Genomic DNA, 21,923 nt, shown 5'->3' with positions numbered 1-21,923 from the left:
GAACAGATCCATTAAAGAAACCGTTGGCCTCTAAGGTAACCCCTTAGGATGAAATGGTTTTTACTGTCGTCAATGCCGCCTTTGTGGCGCTATTGGCCTGTCTATATCCTTGTATTCATGATCGGCGGCGGTCTGATCTACACGTGGTTCGCCTTTGTGGGCCCAAGCCTGAGCGCACAAGACGCGGGCCCCACGCCCGCCACATCCAGCGCGCCGGTGCTGTTCGCGGGTGTCGCCGTGGCGGCCTTGGCGATCATCGCAAACACGTGGTCGCAGTGGCAGACCTCCCGTATCTCCCACGCGTTGCAGGGTCTTCAGACGTTGCGCACGGACCGAGAGTACCTCATCAACATCTCAAAAGCGCGAGACGCGATTGCCAAATGCCCCCAGACCGAAGTGGGGGGCGTATTGGGACCGGATTTGCTGGCCGAACTGTTGGACAAGGACAATGTGTCGGCGGTCGTGGACAAGCCGACCTTTCGTGACGCATCGCTTTTTGTCCTCAACCAATACGAATTTCTGGCTGCGGCCACGCGGTCCGGCGCGATTGATCTGGTGTTGATGCAGCGCACGTTGCAAGGGCCGATCACTGTGCTGCTGACCACCTACGCCGAGGCGATCGTGAAGATGCGCGAAGACAACAGCCGCGCTTACGTCAATCTGATCTGGTTGCACCGCGTGATGTCGGGGTCAAAGAAGCCCTATCTTGGGCCGATCAGCGGTTGATGCAAATTCACGATTGCGCAGCCACGTGGGCGACTTTATAGCCATACCCAGTGGACCCTTAGCTCAGCTGGATAGAGCGCTGCCCTCCGAAGGCAGAGGCCAGAGGTTCGAATCCTCTAGGGTCCGCCATTTTGCTAAGTAACCTGCTGTTCGGTTTCAAAAATCGGAACGCCGTTCACCGCGTTTTCCGGCCCTGGTTTTGCGAGGAATGGTGCAACACCTGCAGGGTTTTTTCGCCATTTTCCCTAATCCTTAACCTTTTGGGCAGGATCGGCTGCTATGGGCCTAGGTGTCGTTGTTTTCAGGAACCACCTGTTTATGGATGTCCGAAGGCCCTCATGTTCGTTTTCGCACCACCTTGTTGAGGTGCTGACCCAGCCTGCGGCGATCATTGACGGGGATTGCAAGATTTTTGCGGCGAATGAGGATTTCTGCAACGCCTTTGCAAATCTGCGTGACGTTAGCGTGGGGGATGATCTGGCGGGTCACCTTGATGCACATTTGCCACGACGTCTTGCGACGCTTGTCCGGGCGGCGCGGCGGGCGGACGCAGGGAAACAACGCGTTTCGGTGCAGTTGCCCTCCGGCCCGTTCTTCGTGTCGGTGGATTGCATCGACAGCCCCGACGGACAGGCACGGTATCTGTGCCAGTTGACGCCGGACCTTGCCGTTGACAGTTCCCGACTTCGGTTCCTGATGAACCATCTGGGGCAGGGCGTGTGGAATTTCGATTATTCGGGCCAGTCGCTTAGCGTTTCTGACGCATGGCGCGACATCCGCCGGTATCCGGCCGACTTTTCATTGAAAGATGCATCCGACCCGGCGTGGTGGTCCGACAAGTTGCATCCCGATGATATGGCGCATTTGTGGGCCACCTTTGAAGACCTGATCGAGGGGGGGGCCGACGACGTCGACCTTCAGTACCGGACAAAGCGGGCCGACGGAAAATGGATCTGGATTTTGTGCCGTGCGAAGGTGGTAACGCGGGACAGTCAGGGGGCGCCGCTTCAGATTGTGGGTGTGGATACGGATATCACATCCCTTCGCGCCCGCGAAATTGCACAGATGGAGCTGGCGAACAAGCTGCAGCTGGCCATCGGTGTCGCCGGAATCGGGTTGTGGGAGTACGATTCAGCCACGACCAAAGTCCACTGGGACGACCGGATGCTTGAGATTTACGGCTTGGACGACAACCTGCATGACCGGCCTGACAACCTGTGGGAAACCTATCTGCACCCCGAGGACCGCGACCGCAGTGTAGCGGAGGCCGACCGTGCCTTGGCCGAGGGTCGGGATTATCTGGGCGAATACCGGATTGTCCGTCAGGACGGTGAAATCCGCTATCTGCGCAGCACGGCGCGGTTCATCAAGGATGCGGGCAGCACGGGTAAGCTGCTGGGCCTGAACCTTGATATAACGGAGGACAAGGTCCTTGCGCAGGAGCTGGAAAAGGCCCGCGCGCTTTTGGAACACGATTCCCGTCATGATGCCCTGACGGGCCTTGCAAACCGGCGTCTGCTGGACGAGCGCACACAAAAAATGCTCGACCGCTTGGGCCCCGATGACAGCTTTGCGGCGCTGCACATTGACCTTGATCACTTCAAGAAGGTGAATGACACGCTGGGCCATGCCGTGGGCGATCAGGTTCTTGTCCACGTGGCGGATACCCTGACGGCGCTGGTGGGCGACAGGGGGTTGGTCTGCCGCAATGGTGGCGATGAGTTTGTTGTCCTGCTTGAGGGTTTCGACAGCCACGATGATGTAGAAACCCTGTGTCAGGACATTGTCGAAACGGCGTCCGATCCCCTGATCCTCAGAGGGTTGCTGCAAAACTTCGGGCTGAGCATCGGGGCGGCATTCGGCACCGGCGGGCAAACCGATCTGGCGGAGGTTTTCATCAACGCCGATGTCGCGCTTTATGCTGCCAAATCCGCAGGCCGGTCGTGTTACAAGGTGTTTTCACCCAGACTGCGGGCGGTGTCGCAGACGGATATGTCGACCTTCTACAGTCTTGCCCGCGCTTTGGACGAATGCGAAGTCATCTGCCATTACCAGCCCCAGTTTGACAGCACCTCGCTTGAAGTGATCGGGGCGGAGGCTCTGGTGCGTTGGAACTGTCCGCACAACGGCCTGCTGCTGCCCCATGATTTTATTCCGGCCGCACAGGCCACCGGCCTTGCCCCGCGGCTGGATGAATACGTTCTTGATCGCGTGCTGGCCGACCAGACCAGATGGGCATTGCAAGGGCTGGATGTGCCGATTGTCGCGTTGAACATTTCGCTTGACCGTTTTTTGCAGCCTGAACTGATGGCGCAGCTGAAACAGAAACTTCAGCCCCATCACAAAATATCCTTCGAACTGCTTGAGACGTCTTTTCTGGACGATGCCGGCCCCGCGTTGAAGGATGTGCTGTGTCAGGTGCGTGAGGCCGGTATCAGGCTGGATCTGGATGATTTCGGGTCCGGCCATTCGTCCGTTGTCGCTTTGCAAACACTGCAACCGGACCGCGTCAAGATTGATCGGATGCTGATTGCCCCGCTTGAGGAAAATCCTGCACAGATCCACATTCTTGAGGCTTTGGTGCGGGTGTCCACGCTGCAAGGGTGCGGGGTGGTGATGGAGGGCATTGAAACGCAGGCTCAGCTGGATGCCGTGTTGCAACTGGAAACGGAGGCGTTGCAGGGATTTTTGCTTGGCCGTCCGGTGGAGGCGCATGTTTTTGCCCAGACCCTTATTAAACGTCAGGCACAGTTCGGCTGAGCCCTTATGCGGGACGGGTCAGCGCCATGAGCGCCGCTTTGAGAGAGGCGAACTGCTGCTGCAACGCCTCGATGCTGTCAGCCGTGGTCAGAAGCGCGTGAAGGGCTGTTTCCGTAAACCGCGCCACATCCGCCGGTGTCTGGCCGTGCTGGTGCAGGGCGGGGGCAAACGGGGTCAACAGATCGGTCAACATCGCAATTTTTTGGCGTCTTGCGTCCTCCATCGCACGCTGGCCGGAGGGGGTTTCGGCGGCGTCAATAATGTCGGCGGCATCGGGGTTTGCGCGCAGCATCTCGAAGGTGGGGCGCAGGCTCAACTCGTAAAGACAGTCCAGCCGGTCGTTCAGAGACGCAATCCCGGCCCAGGCCTCTGTGATCGACGCGACGGTGCGCCGCGCGTGAAGGACAAGACCGGCGGCATAGACATCGTCCTTGTTGGCAAACCGCGCGTAAAGGCTTTGACGCGACAGGCCCGCTGCCTTTGCAATGTCGCCCATGGTCGACCGTTTAAACCCGTAGCGCAGAAACACCTGCAAGGCGGCATCGAGAATGGCGGTATTGTCGTCAGTCATAATTGACACCTTGACAAAATGTGACGGAATGTCAAATCCTAAGGAAAGCGAATGGAGGTCATGATGCGGCTCACTGTGGATGGACAGACCCATGAGGTCGACGTGGAAGAGGACATGCCCCTGCTGTGGGTGTTGCGCGATGAGATCGGCATCAAAGGCGTAAAATACGGCTGCGGGATTGCCCAATGTGGCGCCTGCACGGTGCATCTGGACGGCGTCGCGGTGCGGTCTTGCCAAACTTGGGCCATCGACGCGGTCGGGGCTGAGGTTACGACGATCAACGGCCTTGGCACGCCCGCCGCCATGCATGCGGTGCAGGAGGCTTGGGCCGAACATCAGGTCGCGCAATGCGGCTACTGTCAGTCCGGTCAGATCATGCAGGCGGCGTCCATGTTGGCGCAAATCCCCGATCCGACGGACGAAGATATCGACGCCGAGATGTCCGGCAATCTGTGCCGCTGTGGCACCTATCCCCAAATCCGCGCGGCGATTGTGACCGCTGCGGCCAAACTGCGGGAGGCGTAAACATGGGACGTGTCAAAACAATCGCGCGCCGGACGTTTTTGATCGGGTCTGCTGCCATCATCGGTGGCGTGGCGTTCGGGGCCTATTTGTACCGCCGCCCCGTGGACAATCCGTTGTTGGCGGACCTGAAGGACGGCGAAGCGTCGATGACGGAATATGTCCGCATCACCCCCGAGGGTGTGACATTGATCACCCCGCGTGCGGACAAAGGGCAGGGGGCCTACCACGTGCAGGCCGCATTGATCGCGGAGGAGCTGGATATCGACCTTGATCAGGTCACTGTCGACCCCGGTCCGCCGTCCAAAGCCTATTACAATTCCGCCCTGTCCAGTGAGGCACCGGGGGTGACGCCCTATGACGACAGTTTCAGCGCCAATGCGCTGCGCACGGTCATGGATGCGGCAATCAAGATCATGGGCGTGCAGATCACCGGCGGGTCCACCACGGTGGCCGACGGTTGGGAAAAGCTGCGCGTGGCCGGTGCGGTGGCGCGCGAGACCTTAAAAGAGGCCGCATCGCTGGAAACCGGCATCCCGGTGGCGGATATGACCACCAGTCGCGGGGCCGTGGTGCTGCCTGACGGCACTCGGATGGACTACACCGCCCTCGCCGGTACCGCTGCCACGTTGGATCCCGTGTCCGAGGTCACATTGCGCGATCCGTCCCAGTGGCGCTACATCGGGAAAGACATGCAGCGGCTTGATATCGTGGCGAAATCCACCGGCACGCAAGGCTATGGTATTGATTTTGAGGTGGACGGAATGGTCCATGCCACGGTCGTTACCAACCCCCGCAAGGGCGGTGACATGCTGTCCTATGACGCGACCGAGGCCGAAGGCATGCGCGGCGTACAACGGGTGATTCCGATCACCGGCGGTGTCGGTGTCATTGCTGACAACACATGGCGGGCCTTTATGGCCGCCCAAGCCATCACCTTCGACTGGGGCGATGCACCCTATCCGCACGATCAGGCCGACCATTGGGCGGCTTTGGAGGAGGCCCTTTCCGGCGACGACTACGACAGCCGCTACAAGGACGACGGCGATATAGAGGCCACCTTGGCCTCAGCGGATGAGGTGGTTGAGGCGGAATACCGCGCGCCTTATCTGGCCCATGCGCCGCTGGAACCTATCAACGCCACCGCATTGGTGACGGAGGGCCGCGTCGATGTCTGGACCGGCACCCAAGTGCCACGATTTGCGCAGGACGCCGTGGCAGAGATCACCGGCATAGACGCGGACAATGTTCATATCCATGTGCTGATGATGGGCGGCAGTTTCGGGCACCGGCTGGAAATTGACGTGGTCAAACAGGCCGCTGAACTGGCCAATGAGATGCGCGGCACACCCGTCAAACTGACCTACACCCGTGAAGAGGATATGTCCCACGACTATACCCGCCAGATCGCTATGGCGCGACTGCGGGGGGCGGTGAAAGACGGACAGGTAGATGCGATGGACCTTGATATTGCCATGCCCTCGGTCGTCTCAAGCCAGATGGGGCGGCTGGGCTTGTCCGTGCCCGGACCCGATGCTGCGATTGTGCAGGCCGCTTGGGATCAGCCTTTTGCGATCCCAAATGTGCGCGTCACAGGCTACCGCGCGCCCGAACTCGCCCCGATTTCCAGCTGGCGGTCGGTGGGCGCCTCAACCAACGGGTTCTTCCACGATTGCGCCTTGGATGAATTGATCCACGCCGCAGGGGCCGACCCGATGGCCGAACGGATCAGGTTGGCGTCAGAGCCCCATTCCCGCGCTGTGCTTGAGGCTTTGGCTGATTTGTCCGGCTGGGATGGCCCCGATCTGGGGCCGAACCGCGCGCGCGGGGTCGGTTTTGCGCTGTCCTTCGGCGTGCCCTGCGCGCAGGTGTGTGAGGTCACCAACACAGACCGCGGCATCCGGATTGACCGTGTTTACGCGGTGGCCAATGTGGGCCGGATCGTCGATCCGATCAATTTCGAACACCACATCAGTGGCGGTGTCATCTGGGCCTTGGGCCATGCCATTTCTGCAGAGATTACCCATACGGACGGGATGACCGACCAGCTGAATTACGACGGGTTTGAGGCCATGCGGCTTTATCAAGCGCCCGAGGTTATCGTCAAAGGGCTGGAGCTTGGCGATCATGTGCGCGGGATTGGGGAGCCTCCGGTCCCGCCTGCGTCCGCCGCGTTGGCCAACGCTATTTTTGCGGCCACCGGTCAGCGCATCCGCGAAATGCCGCTGCGCAACCACATTGATTTCGTCTGACGTCAGCCGTGGCCAAAGGGGCAGCCCCGCAGGGGGCGCGCCTCACGCGCGGTGACGGTCGGACGGGCGGTTTGCGGGCGCAAATGCGGGCAGTCCCATTCGGGGAAAAGGGCCAGAATTTCGGCCCGTGCAGCCGCGTCCAGGGCGTTCATCGCCTCGGCGCCAGGGAAGAAGCTTTCTGACGGGATGCCTTCCGCCATGACGATCTGGTGGTCGGCGAAAGCAATGTGCACGTAAGTGACCGTGCCGCCTTCGCGGGGGCGGATGGTATGGTCGTTGATCAGGGCCTTGGCGGGGGCCAGAACCTCGTCCGTGCCGCAGTGCATTTCAACCCGCCAGCCGTCCAGCATCATCCGGTGTTGCGGCGACACGAGCAGGTCACGGTCGTTGCCCATGGCCCCTTTGGCGATATGAATGGGGGCCAGATCACCCGTAGCGGGCACGGTGGCCTGCCCGATCCATGCGACGGGCTGCAGGCCTGCGTCCATCGTCCAGACACGGTCCCCGACCGCCAAAGTTTCAATCGGCAGCTTGCCGCGTTCCGTGATGATCAGGGTGCCGATGGTGAAACAGGTAATGTTTTCAATAGAATGAAAGTCGAAGCTTTCACCCGTGTCGTTGCCATCTTCGTCGAGGTAGAAGACCGTGCCGTCGGTGGGGTCATGGCCGAATTCGACCCGCGTATTGCCCGTCAACTGCAACGTATCGAAACCGACGCCGCCGTTCACCAGCCCGAGGTTTGCGCCTGATGCGACCGTGATGGTGTCGTCGCCACGGCCAAGGTTCACCTCCCCCCCCACTGTGGCGCGACCGCCGATGGAGATTGTGTCGTCCTCACGGCCGGTGCGAAGGCTGCCGTCGATGGTCGACCGTCCGTCTAGAACGACGGTGTCACTTCCACGACCGGTTTCAACATCGCCGGTGATCCGCGCCATGTCGGATAGGCGGACACTGTCGTCGCCGCGCCATGTGGTCAGATTGCCGTCAATGGTGGCCGTGCCGGACACATCGGCGGTGTCGTCCCCGCGCCCCAGCCGCAGATCGCCGTTGATTACCCCGCTTGAGGCAACGAAGCTGTCGTCGCCGCGCCCCAACACCACGTTGCCGTTGATCGTCGTGCCACCGGTCAGAATGACCGTGTCGTTGCCGTCATGGGTATAAAGATCGAAATTCAGCACCTTGGCGGCAAGATCAAGAAGGTCATCGTTCCAGCCTGTCCCGACCTCCTCCAGTTCGATCAGGGTGCGATCGACGGCCAGAAAGACATCGTCCTGCACCATGTCCACATCGGAATTGCGTTCGATAATGTCGGCAAAAATGGTGTCCTGAACCTCTGCGATGATGTCGGCCCCCAAGGCCGGATCAAGGACGCCGAAGGTTTGGTCGGCCACAAGGGTGCGGGTGAATTGTTCGGCGATGATATGCGTGAAGAGGGCACCCATCTGGGTGCCGCCCACGGCGTCTTCCGCCAACCCGCCAACCCACAAATCAACCTGAAAGACGTCCTCATAAGCTTCGGCGAGGCGCGCTTGGGTGTCCAGGTCACTGGTAATAATCGAAAAATCCGACGGGTCGAGTGTGTCCGGGTCAATATCGCCCAACAGGGCGGCGCGGACCTCGACATAGCTGTCGAGGCCATGGTCAAGGCTGCGTGCTAGGTTCAGGGCCGCCAGCGAAAAGCCGGACACGCCATCGGGCGTTTCCAGAAAGAAATTCAGATCGTCCACGATCTGGGCATCGAGTTCCTGCGCTGTCGAAGACAGTTGGCCCCGCAGTAATGCGTCAATGCCGCTTTCGTCGACCACGTGGTGGTTGAAGAACGCCTCCATCAGACCAAGAGAGCCCGCATCAAGACCGAATTCATCCAAGAGGTCGATTTCGGAGGACACCAGAGTATGCCCGAACCGGAAGGCCGCGGTGGAGAATTCGACCGACACCTCGCCGTTGACGGTCGGATCGTGGGGCGCATCGGTGTCTACGGCGTCGCCTATCAGATGGGGCAGCCATTCGTTGTAGGTGATCTGCTGCAGTTCGACTTCGACAATCGACCGCGCGGCCTCATACAGTTCGTCGTCGTCCCAATCGGGGTGTTCTTCGGCAAGCCTTTCGGCCCAGTAATTGTGTTCGCGCACAAACAAAGTGTGCAAAGACAGCAGGTTGGGGTTCTCATTGGCGCGGATGTCGCCGGCCAGATGGACGGGGTCATCACTGTCGATATCGCCTGCCATAAAGCTGTCGCTGTCCGCGTCAGGCAACAGGTCTGACGCTGATGTCTGATCCTCCTGCACGCGCAAACGCCCGCCTTCGAAGCTGCGCAGGTCGTCCGCGCGTGCCTCGGTGGAGCCGTAGATCTGACTGCCGTCGATTTGCCAGGTGACGACGTTGGGCGGGGCGATGGTTTCGCCGTCTGAAATCTCGTCAGCGACGGCAGAGCGCGCGATGTCATGGGGCATTCCGACCAGATCAAGGGTGCCTGCGTCGTGGTCTTCGGGGGTGAGGACCATGTCATGATCCAGAAACTGCCCGAACGTGGTGAACAAGGTGCTTAGACCGCCCGAGTTGGGCATGTCGCCGTCCTGATCGAATACGACCATGGACACGGTCACCGGATCGGCCGCGCCGCTGAACGTTTCAGAGACGTCATCGTCATAGCGCGCCTCGGTCAGACGTTCCTGCGCTTTGAGACTGTCAAGAAAGGGGCAGCTTTTCGTCATACATCACCAACACAACTCCCCCAGTTTACAAGTAGCAAAGTGGAGGGCGGCAGGCAATGTAATGAGTAAACTAATTGTTAATTATACAAAAAACCCGAACAGTAATGTCCGGGTTTCGTGTTTGTTTCCAGATTGTGCAGGGAAGCCTAGCTGCCCCAGCTGCGAACCGGACCGCAATCCATATGGACAAAGTTGGAACCGGAGTAGCGTCCGACACCACCGGCCCGACATGCAGCGGCCGCACGGGCCATCTGGCCTACCGACCGGCCCTGCATCCGCAAATCCGCAGCCTGCCCGCGCAGGTGCAGGGACGTCCGTGCCACGCCGGAAGAATTCGACCGCAGCATGGCATTGGTCTGGGGCGAACGGTATCCGGAGATCAGCGTGTAGGGCTGATCACTGTCCAAAAGGTTCTGTGTGGCCGCAATAATATCAATGGTACGGCTGTCGATCTGATGGGTCTGCCCGTTCCGCCAGTCGCGGAAGAAGCGGTACACCTCATTCATCGCATCACCGATATACTGGCCTTCGATCCAGTAAATCGTGTCGATGTTTTCACCGGTGCGACCGTTGTACATTTTGATGCGGCGAATATCGCCGCCGCCGCGCAAGAAACCTGCGGCGTTGGTGTATGTTGGCGCGGCCACGACGGCTGTGGCCGCGAAGGCCCCCAGCAGTCCACGCCGAGAGATGCTCGATGCTGTCAAACTTGTCATAGAAACGCTGTCCCGTCGTCTACCTGTAAGTCCGTGTTTTCACGAACGTATTTGCCATCTATCCCCAGATGCACGGATGTTATGGCACAAAAAGATTCGTCGAAAAACCCCCAAGGGGAATTGGTTCCATCATCAAGGGGGAAATAGGCGAAATTTTGCGCAATTTGTGTGCAGTGGGCGTTTTGTTGCAAATCTGTCGCGGCGCGGCTGCCGTAGGGGCAGCCGAAATGGAACTTAATCGCCCTTTGACACCTTTGTGACTAGACAGCATCACGCCACGCTCTGCTTTATGAAACTATTATAATGTGCGCCATGCGCATCACGTCGATCTGGGGAAAATTATGCCTGTTTTGTTTTTTGGCCGCACCATGGCGCTTTGGGCGCTTCTTATATCGACGTTGTTTGCACTGCCGCCTGCGGCTCAGGCCCAGACAACCGCCTTCCGTCAGGCCGTGGCCGAGGGTGCCGCGCGCGATGAAGCGCTGGCCGAATTCTATCGCGCACGATCGTTCGAGGGGATCTGGACCGGAACATCACCCGAGCACGCGGCGCGGCGCAATGCTTTGCTGACGGCCTTCGCCAATGCCCAACAGCACGGATTGCCTGCCTCGGCCTATGACCCCGATGCGCTGATGGCCCGCCTGCAGGCGGCACAGACCGCCGCAGAGATGGGGGCGATGGAAGTCGAGTTGTCGCGCCTTTTCGTCTCTTATGCCCGCGACATTCAAACCGGCATCCTGACGCCGGGCCGTGTCGTCTCCGAAATCAAACGTGAAATTCCCTTGCGGTCCCGCCTTGGTTATCTTGAAGGCCTGACATCTGCGTCGCCGCAGGCCTATCTGGCGTCGCTGCCGCCCAGTTCACCCGAATATGCGCGTCTGCTGCGCGAAAAGTTGCGGATGGAGGCCCTGATTGCGGCGGGCGGTTGGGGGCCCACGGTTCCGGGTGGAAAGCTTGAGCCCGGCGCATCGGGGTCACGTGTCGTGGCCCTGCGGGACAGGCTGGTGGCCATGGGGTTCATGGACCGGTCTGCCACACAGTCCTACGACGCGGCCCTTGAGGGCGCGGTTCTGGCATTTCAGGCAGCCCACGGTCTTGAACAGGACGGCATCGCCGGTGAAAGCACGCTGGCGGAATTGAATATCCCCGCGACCCGACGCCTGCAGCAGGTCATTGTGGCCATGGAACGGGAACGTTGGACCAACACGCCACGGGGCGCGCGTCACATCTGGGTGAACCTGACGGATTTCTCGGCGTCGATCATGGACAACGACAGCGTCACCTTTACCACCCGATCGGTGATTGGCGCGACGGACAGCGATCGTCAAAGCCCCGAATTTTCGGACGTGATGGACCACATGGTCATCAACCCCAGCTGGTATGTGCCACGATCCATCATTGTCGGTGAATATCTGCCCGCGCTGCAGCGGAACCGCAATGCGGTCAGCCATATCGAAATCACCGATCGCAACGGGCGCGTGGTCAACCGCGGGGCGGTGAATTTCAGCCGCTACACCGCGCGGACCTTCCCGTTTTCCATGCGCCAGCCGCCCAGCAGCCGCAATGCGCTTGGACTGGTCAAGTTCATGTTTCCGAACCAGTACAACATCTATCTGCACGACACGCCCGCCAAGTCGCTGTTCGGCCGCGAGATACGCGCGTTTTCCCACGGCTGTATCCGTCTGAATGACCCGTTTGATTTTGCCTATGCCCTTCTGGCCGTGCAGGAAGGTGACCCGGTCGGCTTCTTTCAGGGCATCCTGAATACGGGCCGCGAACGTCGGGTGAATCTGGACGAACCCGTGCCGGTGCATATCGTTTATCGCACGGCCTTTACCCACACGACCGGCCAGCTGAATTTCCGTCGGGATGTCTACAACCGCGACAGCCGCATCTGGAATGCTTTGGCGGGCGAAGGGGTGGTTGTCCGCGCCATTGGCGGATAAGTTTTCCCTCAGACGGAGGGGTTTTCATGGCATATCGGTTGAGTGATCTGGCTGCGCGGCTCGGGGCGGAAACGCTGGGCGACGCATCTATGATTGTCGAAAGGCTGGCGGAGCCTGCCGAAGCGCGCGCAGGTGATCTGGCGCTGGCGATTGCGCCGAAGTTTGCAGACCAGTTGACAGCGTCACAGGCACGCGCGGCGGTTGTCTGGGCGGGGGCCGATCTGGAAGCCTTGGGTCTGGACGGTGCGATTGTTGCGCCGCGCGGTCGGCTTGCCATGGCCGGATTGACGCAGGCGATGGACACGGACCCGACCTTTGCGGGGCCGTCCGGCATCCACCCGACCGCCCTTATCGACCCGACCGCAGGTATCGGGCCGAACGCGCGGATCGGCCCCTATGTCGTGATCGCAGCGGGTGTGCGGATCGGGCCGGAGGCGCGGATTGCGGCCCACAGTTCCATCGGGCCAGAGACCACGATCGGCGCGCGCGCGACCCTTTATGCAGGGGTGAAGATCGGCGCGCGGGTGCGGATCGGGGATGACGTGATTGTTCAGGCCGGGGCCGCGGTGGGCGGTGACGGCTTTTCGTTCACAACCCAGGGGCCGTCTAATGTGGAACGTGCCGTCCGCCAACGTCCCGGCGTGCCGCTGGACCCGACAGATGGCAAATGGCACCGCATCCATTCGCTGGGCGGGGTCGACATTGGCGACACAGTGGAAATCGGCGCCAATTCCACCATTGATGCAGGAACGATCCGCGCGACGCGGGTCGGCAATGGCGTCAAGATCGACAACCTTGTGCAGGTCGGTCACAACGTGGTGCTGGGCGCGGATTGCCTTTTATGTGCGCAGGCGGCTGTGGCGGGGTCCTCTGTCCTCGGGCCGCGCGTCATTCTGGGGGGCAAGGCCGGTGTGGCCGACAACCTGACGATCGGGCGCGATGTGGTCGCGGGGGGCGGGGCCGTGATCCTGTCCGATGTGGCAGACGGAACCTTCGTCAGCGGCCATCCCGCCCAACCCACACACCTGCACCGGGCCGGCCTGAAAGCGTTGCGACGTTTGATCAAAGGCTAGACGTGGCGAAAATGGTTCCAAACCGCGTCATCACCGCCTAAATGAAGGTCAGCACAGACCACCACGGACGCACCCAGCTATGAACGTTGAAGCCCAAGTCATCCAGATCATTGCCGAACAAGCCTTGCTTGAGCCGTCCGATGTGTCGCGTGACCAGACCCTTGAGGACCTCGGCATCGACAGTCTGGGTCTGGTGGAAAGCATCTTTGCCATTGAAGAGGCGTTCGACATCACCGTGCCGTTCAACGCCAATAACCCCGGCGAAAGTGCTTTCGACATTTCGACCGTCGGATCCATCATTGCTGCGGTCGAGCAACTGGTGAAGGACCAGACGTGAGGCGCGTTGTCATCACCGGTGCGGGGACGATCAACGCGCTGGGGCATGATGTCCCCACCACGCTGGAGGCGATGCGCGAGGGGCGCTGCGGCATCGGCCCTCTCGATATACGCGACGTGGACAGGCTGGCGGTGAAGATTGGCGGGCAGGTCACGGGCTATGACGAACAGGCCCATTTCAACCGCCAGCAGATCAGCCTTTATGACAGGTTCACCCAGTTTACGCTTTTGGCCGCCGAACAGGCGCTGGGACAGGCGGGGCTGTCGTTTTCAGGGGATCTGGCTGACAGGTCCGGCGTGGTTCTGGGCACATCAGGCGGGGGGCTGAACACGCAGGACGAGAATTATCGTGCCGTGTACGAGGAGGGCAAGAACCGCGTTCATCCGTTTATCGTGCCCAAACTGATGAACAACGCCGCCGCGTCTCATGTGTCCATGCAGCACAACCTGCGCGGCCCGTCGTTTACAGTGGCCACCGCCTGCGCATCGTCCAACCACGCCATGGGGCAGGCGTTTGCCATGATCCGCAGCGGGATGGCGGATGTGATGGTGACGGGCGGGTCGGAATCCATGTTGTGCTTTGGCGGCGTGAAGGCCTGGGAAGGTCTGCGGGTCATGTCCAAAGACGCCTGTCGCCCGTTTTCGGCCACCCGCAACGGCATGGTGCAGGGGGAGGGCGCGGGGGTTTTTGTGTTCGAAGACCTCGACCACGCCCGCGCGCGGGGTGCCGATATTCTGGCAGAAGTTGCGGGTTTCGCCATGACTTCGGACGCCTCCGACATCGTGACGCCCAGCAAACAGGGCGCCGGTCGCGCCATTGCGGGGGCGCTGAAGGACGCGCGCCTGAATGCCAGCGACGTGGGGTATATCAATGCCCATGGCACAGGCACGGCGGCCAATGACAAAACCGAATGCGCGGCGGTGGCTGATGTGTTTGGCGCCCATGCCGATGAGTTGATGATTTCCTCCACCAAATCCATGCACGGGCATCTCATTGGCGGGACCGGCGCTGTCGAACTTCTGGCCTGCATCATGGCGTTGCGCGACGGCGTGATCGCGCCCACGATCGGCTATGAAGAAGCCGATCCCGAATGCGCCCTGGATGTCGTGCCCAACACCGCTCGCGAGGCCCGCGTGTCAGCCGTGCTGTCCAACGCCTTTGCGTTCGGGGGCCTCAATGCGGTCATTGCGCTGAAATCAATATAAAAACGCCGCCATTCACGGGGAAAGGCGACGCTGTATTTCTCTGGTTCACAAATACCTAAAACTGCGACGGTGCCGCAGCCACAGCATTGCTATTGGGCGGACACCGCATCAAATGCGGCGGTGAAGCCGGACAGGGACATCGTCACGGTCACGCGCTGGTCGGGGGCTGCGGCGGGCACCATGGACAGGGTCGCCTCTGCCCCGCGTTTGAACAACGCGACGTCCTGCGCCGTCAGGCCCAGACGGGTCACGCATCCGCCCAGATTGCAGAAGTTGAACGGGAACCGGCGCGCCTGACCGCCATCGACCCGCAAGGTAATCTGTTCGGTAAGCAGGGTTTCAAGCGGCACAACGATGGTGGCACCCGCGACCGCCTGCCCGCCGTCGGGCAGGGACACAATCGCGATTTCGGCCACGTCGTTGCCGTCCTCATCGCTCATGAGTTGGTACATCTGGCAGGGATCATCACCTTCTTCCACTTTCAGGCACCGCAGGGCCCAATCGCTGAAAACCTCTTGCAGATACTGCTGGCCGGGCTGGGGTTCTTGCGGCTCCTGCGGGTCGGGGGCGACGGGGTTGCCGCTTTCGTCCACAGGCTCACCCAGATTGAACACGCTTTCGGGCTGGTCGTCGGTGTCGGTCTCTTGTGCGAAAACGGGTGCGCCCAGAACGGCAAAGGTGGCCAGAAGCGCTGCGGTTTTGGCGAATGGTCGGTCGATAAAGGTCATGTATACATCCCGTTGATCGGTGGCGTTTGCGAAGGCTTAACACGGGATTTGGGGCGTGTCAGGGCAAAAGCAACGCTGGGCAGACCTTGGCCGAACGGCCGGATTTCGGGAGGCGATCAAAAAGAAAAAGGGCCCTGTCAGGCCCTTCTTCCGTAGTCTCCCTGTCGGACTTGGCCGACTTATTGACGACACGCTACGAAACGGTGTCACAGTCGTCAACAGGGTTTTCGCGACCATGTGCAAGAAACCTGTTTCGGTAACGTTAACAACAGATTGTCCATCGTGGTGACGTGAATTTCGGGGGGCACCGGCCCGAAAAAAGACCGCGCCCGAAGGCGCGGCAAGTCTGACAGGGAGGAAGTCATCACCCGTACGAAAGGACAGATGCGCGGGTGATACGAATATACTGGCCCATAAAGGTTAAGGATGTATTTTGAGACGAGATAAATCTGACCAAAGAAGGAACGGGGCATGAGCGACGGAATTTTTATTGGCGGCGGGGGCGAAGGCTACGCAGAGCCGCAGACCCTGTTATTGGAATACGCCAACCGTCACGGCCTGATCGCGGGGGCGACGGGTACGGGGAAAACGGTCACGTTGCAAATTCTGGCAGAAGGTTTCTCCGCCGCGGGTGTGCCGGTCTTTTTGTCGGATGTGAAAGGGGATCTGTCCGGTCTGGCCAATGCCGGATCGGAGGATTTCAAACTGCATGACGCTTTCATGAAAAGGGCGCAGACAATCGGGCTTGATCTGTCGTATGACGCCTTTCCGGTCACGTTTTGGGACCTGTTGGGGGAGCAGGGACATCCGGTCCGCACCACGGTGGCCGAGATGGGGCCGCTGTTGCTGTCGACCCTGATGGGGCTGACCGAGGCGCAGGAGGGTGTGCTGAATGTGGCCTTCCGCGTGGCAGACGAAGAGGGTCTGCCGCTTCTCGATCTTGAGGATTTGCAGGCCTTGCTGGTGTGGGTGGGGCAGAATGCCAAGGACCTGTCGCTGCGGTATGGCAATGTGTCGACATCGTCTGTGGGGGCGATCCAGCGGGATTTGCTGGTGTTGGAAAATCAGGGCGGCGCGCAATTGTTCGGGGAACCGGCGCTGGACCTGATGGACATGATGCATATTGAGGCTGACGGGCGGGGGCGCATCAACCTGCTGGCGTCGGACAAGCTGATGGCGTCGCCGAAACTTTATGCGACGTTCCTGTTGTGGCTGTTGTCGGAGTTGTTCGAGGAACTGCCAGAGGTGGGGAACCCCGACAAACCCAAGCTGGTGTTCTTTTTCGACGAGGCGCATTTGTTGTTCGACGATGCGCCTAAGGCGCTTGTGGACAAGGTTGAACAAGTGGCGCGCCTGATCCGGTCCAAAGGGGTGGGCGTCTATTTTATCACCCAAAATCCCGGCGATGTGCCCGAGGACGTGTTGGGGCAGTTGGGCAACCGTGTGCAACACGCCCTGCGCGCCTTTACCGCCAAGGATCAAAAGGAGTTGAAACAGGCGGCGGACACATACCGGCCCAACCCGGCCTTTGACACGGTCGAGGCCATCCGTGACGTGGGCACCGGTGAGGCTGTGACGTCGATGCTGGTCGACAAGGGGGTGCCGGGCATTGTGGAACGCACGTTGATCCGCCCGCCGTCGTCACAGTTGGGGCCGATTGCAGCGGCAGAACGGGCTGCGATCATGAAAAAATCGCCCATGGCGGGCAAATACGATGCGCGTATGGACCGTGACAGCGCCGCCGAAATACTGGCCAAACGCGCCGAGGATGCGGCCAAGGCGGCCGAAGCCGCTGAGGCCGAAGAAGAACGGCAGGAAGACGAGGCGCGCGAACACAGCAAGGGCCGCCGGTATACCGGTCGCGATGTGGAACGGTCCACAAGCCGGGGCCGCCGCAGGTCCGGTGGCGGGTTCGGTGAGGCCATCGCCACCGTTGTGGCAAAGGAACTCAAAGGGACAACCGGACGCCGCATCGTGCGCGGTATCCTCGGTGGCCTGTTCAAGGGCCGCTGATCCACTGGGAACGTCGGAGGGGGCTGCAAACCGGTTGCCGGTTGCGCCCCCATCCTCGGGTCACTCAAAAATCAGGTCATTCCCAATACAGGGTGCCGGGCCCGGTGTGGGTGATCAGAATGACCCCCTCATCCGCGTCTCCACCCCCGCCTGAACAGGCACAGAGGGCTGTTGTGCACGCAAGTGCAATCCATCGCAGGGTCATCATGGGGGCATCCTTTCACTCCGGTTCTGTGAAACAGGTTTGCCCGCGCCGGTCTTAAGGGCGCACTAATCGCGTCGCGCAAAATAGATAAAATTCAAACCAAGCCGGATCACGACAGCGAGGTGATCTTCAATTCGGACAGGCGGTTTTCATCCTTGGCCATGACCTCGAACCGGAACCCGTGAAAGCTGAAAATCTGCCCGACTGTCGGGATCATCTGCGCCTCGTGAATGACCAGTCCGGCGACGGTGTTGGCCTCGTCATCGGGTAAATCCCAGTCGGTGGCGCGATTGAGGTCGCGGATGGTCATGGCGCCGTCCACGGTAAATGCGCCGTCCTCGTCCGCGACAAGGTCATTCTTTTCCTCGTCCTGATCGAATTCGTCCGTGATTTCGCCGACGATCTCCTCAAGGATATCTTCCAGCGTCAGCAGCCCTTGCAAGGTGCCGTATTCGTCCACCACCAAAGCAAAATGGGTGTGGCGGGCCAGAAACTGGCGCATCTGGTCATCAAGGGTCGTGGTTTCGGGGACGAAATAGGGTTTCATGGCGACGGTCAGGATGTCGAACTCGTCCATCTCGTGCGGTTCGATCCGGCCATCGGCCAGCATCCGGTGCATGGCGCGCAGCAGGTCCTTGGCGTGCAACACCCCAACGATATTTTCGCGTTCGTCCCGGTAAAGGGGCAATCGGGTGTGATTGCTTTCCAGACACAGCGCAAGGATTTCGGCCACGGGCAGGGCGGCGTCGATCATCTCGATCTCGGTGCGGTGCAACATGACCTCTTCCACCATCCGGTCGGCCAGATCGAGCGCGCCCAGGATGCGGTCGCGATCCTCCTTTTCGACCACGCCTTCGGCCTGACCCATTTGTAGGGCGCCGGTGATTTCCTCACGCACGGCTAGAATGTTGTTGTCGGGGTCGGCTTGGACCCCGAAGACACGCAGCACGCCGCGCACCAGAATGCGCACAAAGGACACGATGGGCGCAAACAGCGTTACAATGACGGAAATCGGACGCGCGGCAAAGCCGGCGGCGCGTTCGGGATTGGTGATGGCATAGGTTTTGGGCAGGACTTCGGCGAAGATCAGGATCAGAATGGTCATGATTGCCGTCGCCACGGCCACGCCGCCTTCGCCCAAGGCCCGCGTGAACATCGCCGTGGTCAGCGCAGTGGCCAGAATGTTGACCAGATTGTTGCCCAGCAACACCGACCCGATCAGACGTTCACGGTCTTCTGTGATGTTGAACGCAATCTCCGCGCCGCGGTTGCCCTTGTCCGCATTGGAGCGCAATTTGCTGCGCGAAGCTGCGGTGAGAGCGGTTTCGGAGCCGGAAAAGAAGCCCGAAAGCACCAGAAGAAACAGGACAGCACCGGCAGTGGTCCAGAAAACAGCGTCAAGCATTGGGAAATTCACAGGTCATGATTGGATTGTTATGGGGCGGGCGGCTGCGACGTTCAAGACTTGCCCGTGTCTTTCGCCAGCGGATGGTGGTCCAGCACCAGTTCCTTGAGCCGTTCATCAAGAACGTGGGTGTAGATTTCCGTGGTGGCCACATCCGCGTGGCCCAGCAGTGTCTGGATAGACCGAAGATCGGCCCCGCCCGCCAGAAGATGGGTGGCAAAGGCGTGGCGCAGGGTGTGGGGGGTGACTTTGCGGGGGTCCACACCGCCAGCGATGGCCAGTTGTTTGATCTGGTTGAAAAAGCTTTGTCGCGTGATGTGTCCCAGTTTGCCACGGGACGGAAACAGGAACCGCGATCGGGGCACACCACGCACATGGGCTGCATCCTCGATTGCGTCGCGGGTCACAAGCCAGTGGGCCAGCGCCTCGCGCGCGGGGGGGGACAGCGGCACGAGCCGTTCCTTGCCGCCCTTGCCGCGGACCAGCAACATGCGCGGATCACCACGGGCGGCAGAAACGGGCAGGGACACCAGTTCGGTCACCCGCATACCCGTGGCATACAGAAGTTCCATCAGACAGGTGATCCGGTCGCGGTCACGGGGCGCGGCGCGGGCGGCCTCAAGCAGGGTGTCGACCTCTGCGTGGGTCAGCGTCTTGGGCAGACGTTTGTCGCGACCGGGACCGGCAATTTGCAAGGCGGGGTTGTCGTCGCGCCAGCCTTCTTCGAAGGCAAAACGGTACAGCTGTTTGATGGCTGACAGCCGCCGCGCGCGGGTGGCCTTGGACAGACCGTGCGCGTCGCAATAAATCAGATACCGTTCCACATGGGATTTTTCGGCCGTCGCAAAATGCGCCTTATGGGACAGCCAGTCCGAAAAATCCTTCAGGTCGCGGGCGTAGGCCAGTTGCGTGTTGGTGGCCGCGTCAAGCTCGGCGGCCTGTGCTTCAAGAAAGGCCTGTATCCAGTGTTCGTTGGGGCGGTCTGCGGCGGTCATGGCAGGATTGCGTATTGCAGGGCGGTGCGACGTGCCACGTCTTCCAGCCCGAGCGCCCGCAGGGTTGCAATGCCTTCGCGCAGGGCGATGCGGTCCCCGTCAAGGCCCTGTTGGACGGTGGCGATGGTGCGCAGGATCGCCTCGCCCAGTTGTCCGGCGGAGGCCATTTCGGTGAGGGTGCTGTCGGCCCCGGCGCGGAAGGCTTCCTGCAAAACGGGGTAGGCCGGACGCAGGGCCAGCGCATCCGCCGGATCGCCCGTGGCAAGGGCCGCGAGGAACGGGTCGGTCTTGGCCAGATCGGGATCGAGTGCGGCGGTTTCATACAGATCGGACAGCAACAGAAGTTTGAACAGGGTGCCGTGGGCGGACGGATCGACCCTGGCTTCGATCAGGCGCGGCGCGAAATGTTGGGCAAGGGCGGTGACGATGCCCAAAGACGCCGCCTCGTTCCAGAGGGTTTCAATCGCCTCTGCTGTGGCCGCAGGGTCCGCCGCGTCCAACGCGCTGTCGAGTGCGATGACGGCCTTGGCCCTTTCGAACGCGCCGCCCGAGGCCGACGGGACACGATCGGAATACAGCCCGACCAACGCATTGGGAGAGATCGCCCCGCTGCGGGCCAGCCGTTCGGCGGCCTCAAGCTGGGCTTTCCAGCCCACATTGGACCGCAGGTCCGCATGGCTGAAGGCGCGGGGCAGGTTGCGGGTGGTCAACGGCTCCCCAATCGCCTCGAACATGCGGAAGGTCAGGGGGGTTACGGGATCGGGCGGGGTCAGATCGCCCTCACCCTCAAACAGTTCAGAATCCAGAAAGCGCGACAACAATGCCGCGGTGTCGCCGTCGATATCACCCAATGCCTGACCGGTGTTCAACGTCAGGGCCGCCGCCGACCAGTCCCCCGACCGCGCCAGACAGAAGATGCGCGCAGCGGCCGTCGGGGCCACATCAGGGGCGGATTTCAACATCCGGCAGACCGCGTTTTCCGTGCCAGTCAGCAATGACACATCAAAGAGACGCCGGAACACCTGCGGATTTTGTGTATTCGCGTCTTCAAGCAAGGCCTGCGCGGGTTCCATCGCCCCAAAGGCCAGCAGCTTGTCGACCCTTGCGAGCAAAAAGGCCGAATTGCTGGGATCATCCAGCGCCGGATCGGCCTGAGCGATCGAAAGGGTAATGATCAGGTCCTGCAAGGCGGGCAGGGTGTCGATCTGTTCGGCCATCAGCAGGGTCGACAACGTGGCCACATCGCTGCCGGACCAGAGGTTTGCGGGCAGGCCGGTGGTTTCGGGCGGCAGCAGGCCGAGGGTTTTCGGCGCAGGGCCGCCAAGGGTCTGCACGGTCACGTCCGGGGTTATGGCGCTGTTGGTGACGGGGGCTTCATCGGCGGGCGGTGTTCGGGTCGCCACACTGCCCGGATTGCCCTGCGCTGCGGGATCGGTTTGCGGGGCGACGGCGATGGTATCGGGTTGTTCAACACTTTCGGACAGCCAGTCGATGGCCGACAGAGGGGCCTCTTGTGCGAAAGGCGCAGACGCGAGGGTCACAAACCCCACCAGACATGCCGCGCCGCGCACTGTCATCCATCCGCGCCCAGCGTCACAGGCTGCGTCACCTGCTGGACGGGCGGCGCGAAATCCGTGGGCGTAAACACCGGCCCCAGATAGGCGTAGCCCACGAAAGCAATGGCAGCCAGCACGCACAAGACGAATAAAAACTTGATCAGCCGCCACATGGTTGTCGCCCCATCTTTTCTGCCCC

Annotated in this window: 17 protein-coding genes and 1 tRNA gene; 10 read left to right on the top strand and 8 right to left on the bottom strand. The window is 60.9% G+C overall.

Going from position 1 to position 21,923, the window contains the following annotated elements; all coding sequences use genetic code 11:
• Window positions 1-48 precede the first annotated feature (48 nt).
• The 3 genes from QZ653_RS08095 to QZ653_RS08085 all read left to right on the top strand — a co-directional run bounded on the left by QZ653_RS08095 (window position 49) and on the right by QZ653_RS08085 (window position 3,486).
• On the top strand, window positions 49-726 hold the full coding sequence (locus QZ653_RS08095) for a hypothetical protein (RefSeq protein ID WP_296419314.1): 678 nt from the start codon (window positions 49-51) through the stop codon (window positions 724-726).
• A gap of 52 nt (window positions 727-778) precedes the next feature.
• Window positions 779-855 (top strand) — tRNA-Arg (locus tag QZ653_RS08090).
• A gap of 237 nt (window positions 856-1,092) precedes the next feature.
• Window positions 1,093-3,486, top strand: a complete 2,394-nt coding sequence (locus QZ653_RS08085) for a putative bifunctional diguanylate cyclase/phosphodiesterase (RefSeq protein WP_296419311.1) — start codon at window positions 1,093-1,095, stop codon at window positions 3,484-3,486.
• Between the two features lie 4 nt (window positions 3,487-3,490).
• Here QZ653_RS08085 and QZ653_RS08080 read toward each other — a convergent pair whose 3' ends face one another.
• Complete coding sequence (locus QZ653_RS08080) at window positions 3,491-4,057, bottom strand: TetR/AcrR family transcriptional regulator (protein WP_296419310.1); 567 nt, start codon at window positions 4,055-4,057, stop codon at window positions 3,491-3,493.
• A gap of 63 nt (window positions 4,058-4,120) precedes the next feature.
• Between QZ653_RS08080 and QZ653_RS08075 the strand changes: the two genes are divergently transcribed.
• Both QZ653_RS08075 and QZ653_RS08070 read left to right on the top strand, forming a co-directional pair.
• Window positions 4,121-4,582, top strand: a complete 462-nt coding sequence (locus QZ653_RS08075) for a (2Fe-2S)-binding protein (RefSeq protein WP_296419362.1) — start codon at window positions 4,121-4,123, stop codon at window positions 4,580-4,582.
• A 2-nt stretch (window positions 4,583-4,584) separates the two neighbouring features.
• Window positions 4,585-6,831 carry a xanthine dehydrogenase family protein molybdopterin-binding subunit gene (locus QZ653_RS08070; RefSeq protein ID WP_296419308.1) on the top strand — a complete coding sequence of 749 codons (2,247 nt, stop codon included), beginning with the start codon at window positions 4,585-4,587 and terminating at the stop codon, window positions 6,829-6,831.
• Between the two features lie 2 nt (window positions 6,832-6,833).
• Here the strand turns inward: QZ653_RS08070 and QZ653_RS08065 are convergent, their stop codons facing one another.
• Both QZ653_RS08065 and QZ653_RS08060 read right to left on the bottom strand, forming a co-directional pair.
• The gene (locus QZ653_RS08065) at window positions 6,834-9,545 is read right to left on the bottom strand and encodes a peroxidase family protein (RefSeq protein ID WP_296419305.1); all 2,712 of its coding nucleotides are present in this window, start codon (window positions 9,543-9,545) and stop codon (window positions 6,834-6,836) included.
• 146 nt (window positions 9,546-9,691) lie between these two features.
• Entirely contained in the window at window positions 9,692-10,261 is a 570-nt protein-coding gene (locus QZ653_RS08060; RefSeq protein WP_296419303.1) for a YcbK family protein, read from the bottom strand.
• 341 nt (window positions 10,262-10,602) lie between these two features.
• Between QZ653_RS08060 and QZ653_RS08055 the strand changes: the two genes are divergently transcribed.
• The 4 genes from QZ653_RS08055 to QZ653_RS08040 all read left to right on the top strand — a co-directional run bounded on the left by QZ653_RS08055 (window position 10,603) and on the right by QZ653_RS08040 (window position 14,822).
• Window positions 10,603-12,207, top strand: coding sequence for a L,D-transpeptidase family protein (locus QZ653_RS08055; RefSeq protein WP_296419301.1), 1,605 nt, complete (start codon window positions 10,603-10,605; stop codon window positions 12,205-12,207).
• A gap of 26 nt (window positions 12,208-12,233) precedes the next feature.
• Entirely contained in the window at window positions 12,234-13,280 is a 1,047-nt protein-coding gene (gene lpxD, locus QZ653_RS08050) for a UDP-3-O-(3-hydroxymyristoyl)glucosamine N-acyltransferase (RefSeq protein ID WP_296419299.1), read from the top strand.
• A 79-nt stretch (window positions 13,281-13,359) separates the two neighbouring features.
• Window positions 13,360-13,617, top strand: coding sequence for an acyl carrier protein (locus QZ653_RS08045; RefSeq protein WP_296419297.1), 258 nt, complete (start codon window positions 13,360-13,362; stop codon window positions 13,615-13,617).
• A complete protein-coding gene (locus QZ653_RS08040; protein ID WP_296419295.1) occupies window positions 13,614-14,822 on the top strand; it encodes a beta-ketoacyl-[acyl-carrier-protein] synthase family protein in 1,209 nt (402 codons plus the stop codon). Before QZ653_RS08045 ends, QZ653_RS08040 begins: the two co-directional genes overlap by 4 nt.
• An 89-nt stretch (window positions 14,823-14,911) precedes the next feature.
• Here the strand turns inward: QZ653_RS08040 and QZ653_RS08035 are convergent, their stop codons facing one another.
• Window positions 14,912-15,550, bottom strand: a complete 639-nt coding sequence (locus QZ653_RS08035; RefSeq protein ID WP_296419293.1) for an invasion associated locus B family protein — start codon at window positions 15,548-15,550, stop codon at window positions 14,912-14,914.
• A gap of 471 nt (window positions 15,551-16,021) precedes the next feature.
• Here QZ653_RS08035 and QZ653_RS08030 point away from each other — a divergent pair, with 471 nt between their 5' ends.
• Window positions 16,022-17,563: a helicase HerA-like domain-containing protein gene (locus tag QZ653_RS08030; protein ID WP_296419291.1), complete on the top strand. Its 1,542-nt coding sequence runs from the start codon at window positions 16,022-16,024 to the stop codon at window positions 17,561-17,563.
• Between the two features lie 314 nt (window positions 17,564-17,877).
• Here the strand turns inward: QZ653_RS08030 and QZ653_RS08025 are convergent, their stop codons facing one another.
• Genes QZ653_RS08025 through QZ653_RS08010 form a run of 4 tightly spaced genes read right to left on the bottom strand, consistent with a single transcriptional unit; the run spans window position 17,878 to window position 21,897 of the window.
• Complete coding sequence (locus QZ653_RS08025; protein ID WP_296419289.1) at window positions 17,878-19,173, bottom strand: HlyC/CorC family transporter; 1,296 nt, start codon at window positions 19,171-19,173, stop codon at window positions 17,878-17,880.
• Between the two features lie 53 nt (window positions 19,174-19,226).
• Window positions 19,227-20,168 carry a tyrosine recombinase gene (locus QZ653_RS08020; protein ID WP_296419287.1) on the bottom strand — a complete coding sequence of 314 codons (942 nt, stop codon included), beginning with the start codon at window positions 20,166-20,168 and terminating at the stop codon, window positions 19,227-19,229.
• Window positions 20,165-21,745 carry a hypothetical protein gene (locus QZ653_RS08015; RefSeq protein ID WP_296419285.1) on the bottom strand — a complete coding sequence of 527 codons (1,581 nt, stop codon included), beginning with the start codon at window positions 21,743-21,745 and terminating at the stop codon, window positions 20,165-20,167. Before QZ653_RS08015 ends, QZ653_RS08020 begins: the two co-directional genes overlap by 4 nt.
• The gene (locus QZ653_RS08010; RefSeq protein WP_296419283.1) at window positions 21,742-21,897 is read right to left on the bottom strand and encodes a hypothetical protein; all 156 of its coding nucleotides are present in this window, start codon (window positions 21,895-21,897) and stop codon (window positions 21,742-21,744) included. Before QZ653_RS08010 ends, QZ653_RS08015 begins: the two co-directional genes overlap by 4 nt.
• Window positions 21,898-21,923: the final 26 nt, after the last annotated feature.

It is taken from the genome of Pseudooctadecabacter sp. (assembly GCF_020627745.1).
Classification (GTDB): Bacteria; Pseudomonadota; Alphaproteobacteria; order Rhodobacterales; family Rhodobacteraceae; genus Octadecabacter.
The sequence above is the reverse complement of the archived record's forward strand: the minus strand, read 5'-3'. Positions and strand labels throughout refer to the sequence as shown.

Bases quoted from the DNA above. Each gene is read 5' to 3' on its own strand.
- QZ653_RS08075 (WP_296419362.1), top strand. From the start codon at position 4,121: ATGCGGCTCACTGTGGATGGACAGACCCATGAGGTCGACGTGGAAGAG.
- QZ653_RS08070 (WP_296419308.1), top strand. From the start codon at position 4,585: ATGGGACGTGTCAAAACAATCGCGCGCCGGACGTTTTTGATCGGGTCT.
- QZ653_RS08035 (WP_296419293.1), bottom strand. From the start codon at position 15,550: ATGACCTTTATCGACCGACCATTCGCCAAAACCGCAGCGCTTCTGGCC.
- QZ653_RS08015 (WP_296419285.1), bottom strand. From the start codon at position 21,745: ATGACAGTGCGCGGCGCGGCATGTCTGGTGGGGTTTGTGACCCTCGCG.
- QZ653_RS08095 (WP_296419314.1), top strand. From the start codon at position 49: ATGAAATGGTTTTTACTGTCGTCAATGCCGCCTTTGTGGCGCTATTGG.
- QZ653_RS08030 (WP_296419291.1), top strand. From the start codon at position 16,022: ATGAGCGACGGAATTTTTATTGGCGGCGGGGGCGAAGGCTACGCAGAG.
- lpxD (WP_296419299.1), top strand. From the start codon at position 12,234: ATGGCATATCGGTTGAGTGATCTGGCTGCGCGGCTCGGGGCGGAAACG.
- QZ653_RS08045 (WP_296419297.1), top strand. From the start codon at position 13,360: ATGAACGTTGAAGCCCAAGTCATCCAGATCATTGCCGAACAAGCCTTG.
- QZ653_RS08010 (WP_296419283.1), bottom strand. From the start codon at position 21,897: ATGTGGCGGCTGATCAAGTTTTTATTCGTCTTGTGCGTGCTGGCTGCC.
- QZ653_RS08065 (WP_296419305.1), bottom strand. From the start codon at position 9,545: ATGACGAAAAGCTGCCCCTTTCTTGACAGTCTCAAAGCGCAGGAACGT.
- QZ653_RS08060 (WP_296419303.1), bottom strand. From the start codon at position 10,261: ATGACAAGTTTGACAGCATCGAGCATCTCTCGGCGTGGACTGCTGGGG.
- QZ653_RS08080 (WP_296419310.1), bottom strand. From the start codon at position 4,057: ATGACTGACGACAATACCGCCATTCTCGATGCCGCCTTGCAGGTGTTT.
- QZ653_RS08025 (WP_296419289.1), bottom strand. From the start codon at position 19,173: ATGCTTGACGCTGTTTTCTGGACCACTGCCGGTGCTGTCCTGTTTCTT.
- QZ653_RS08055 (WP_296419301.1), top strand. From the start codon at position 10,603: ATGCCTGTTTTGTTTTTTGGCCGCACCATGGCGCTTTGGGCGCTTCTT.
- QZ653_RS08020 (WP_296419287.1), bottom strand. From the start codon at position 20,168: ATGACCGCCGCAGACCGCCCCAACGAACACTGGATACAGGCCTTTCTT.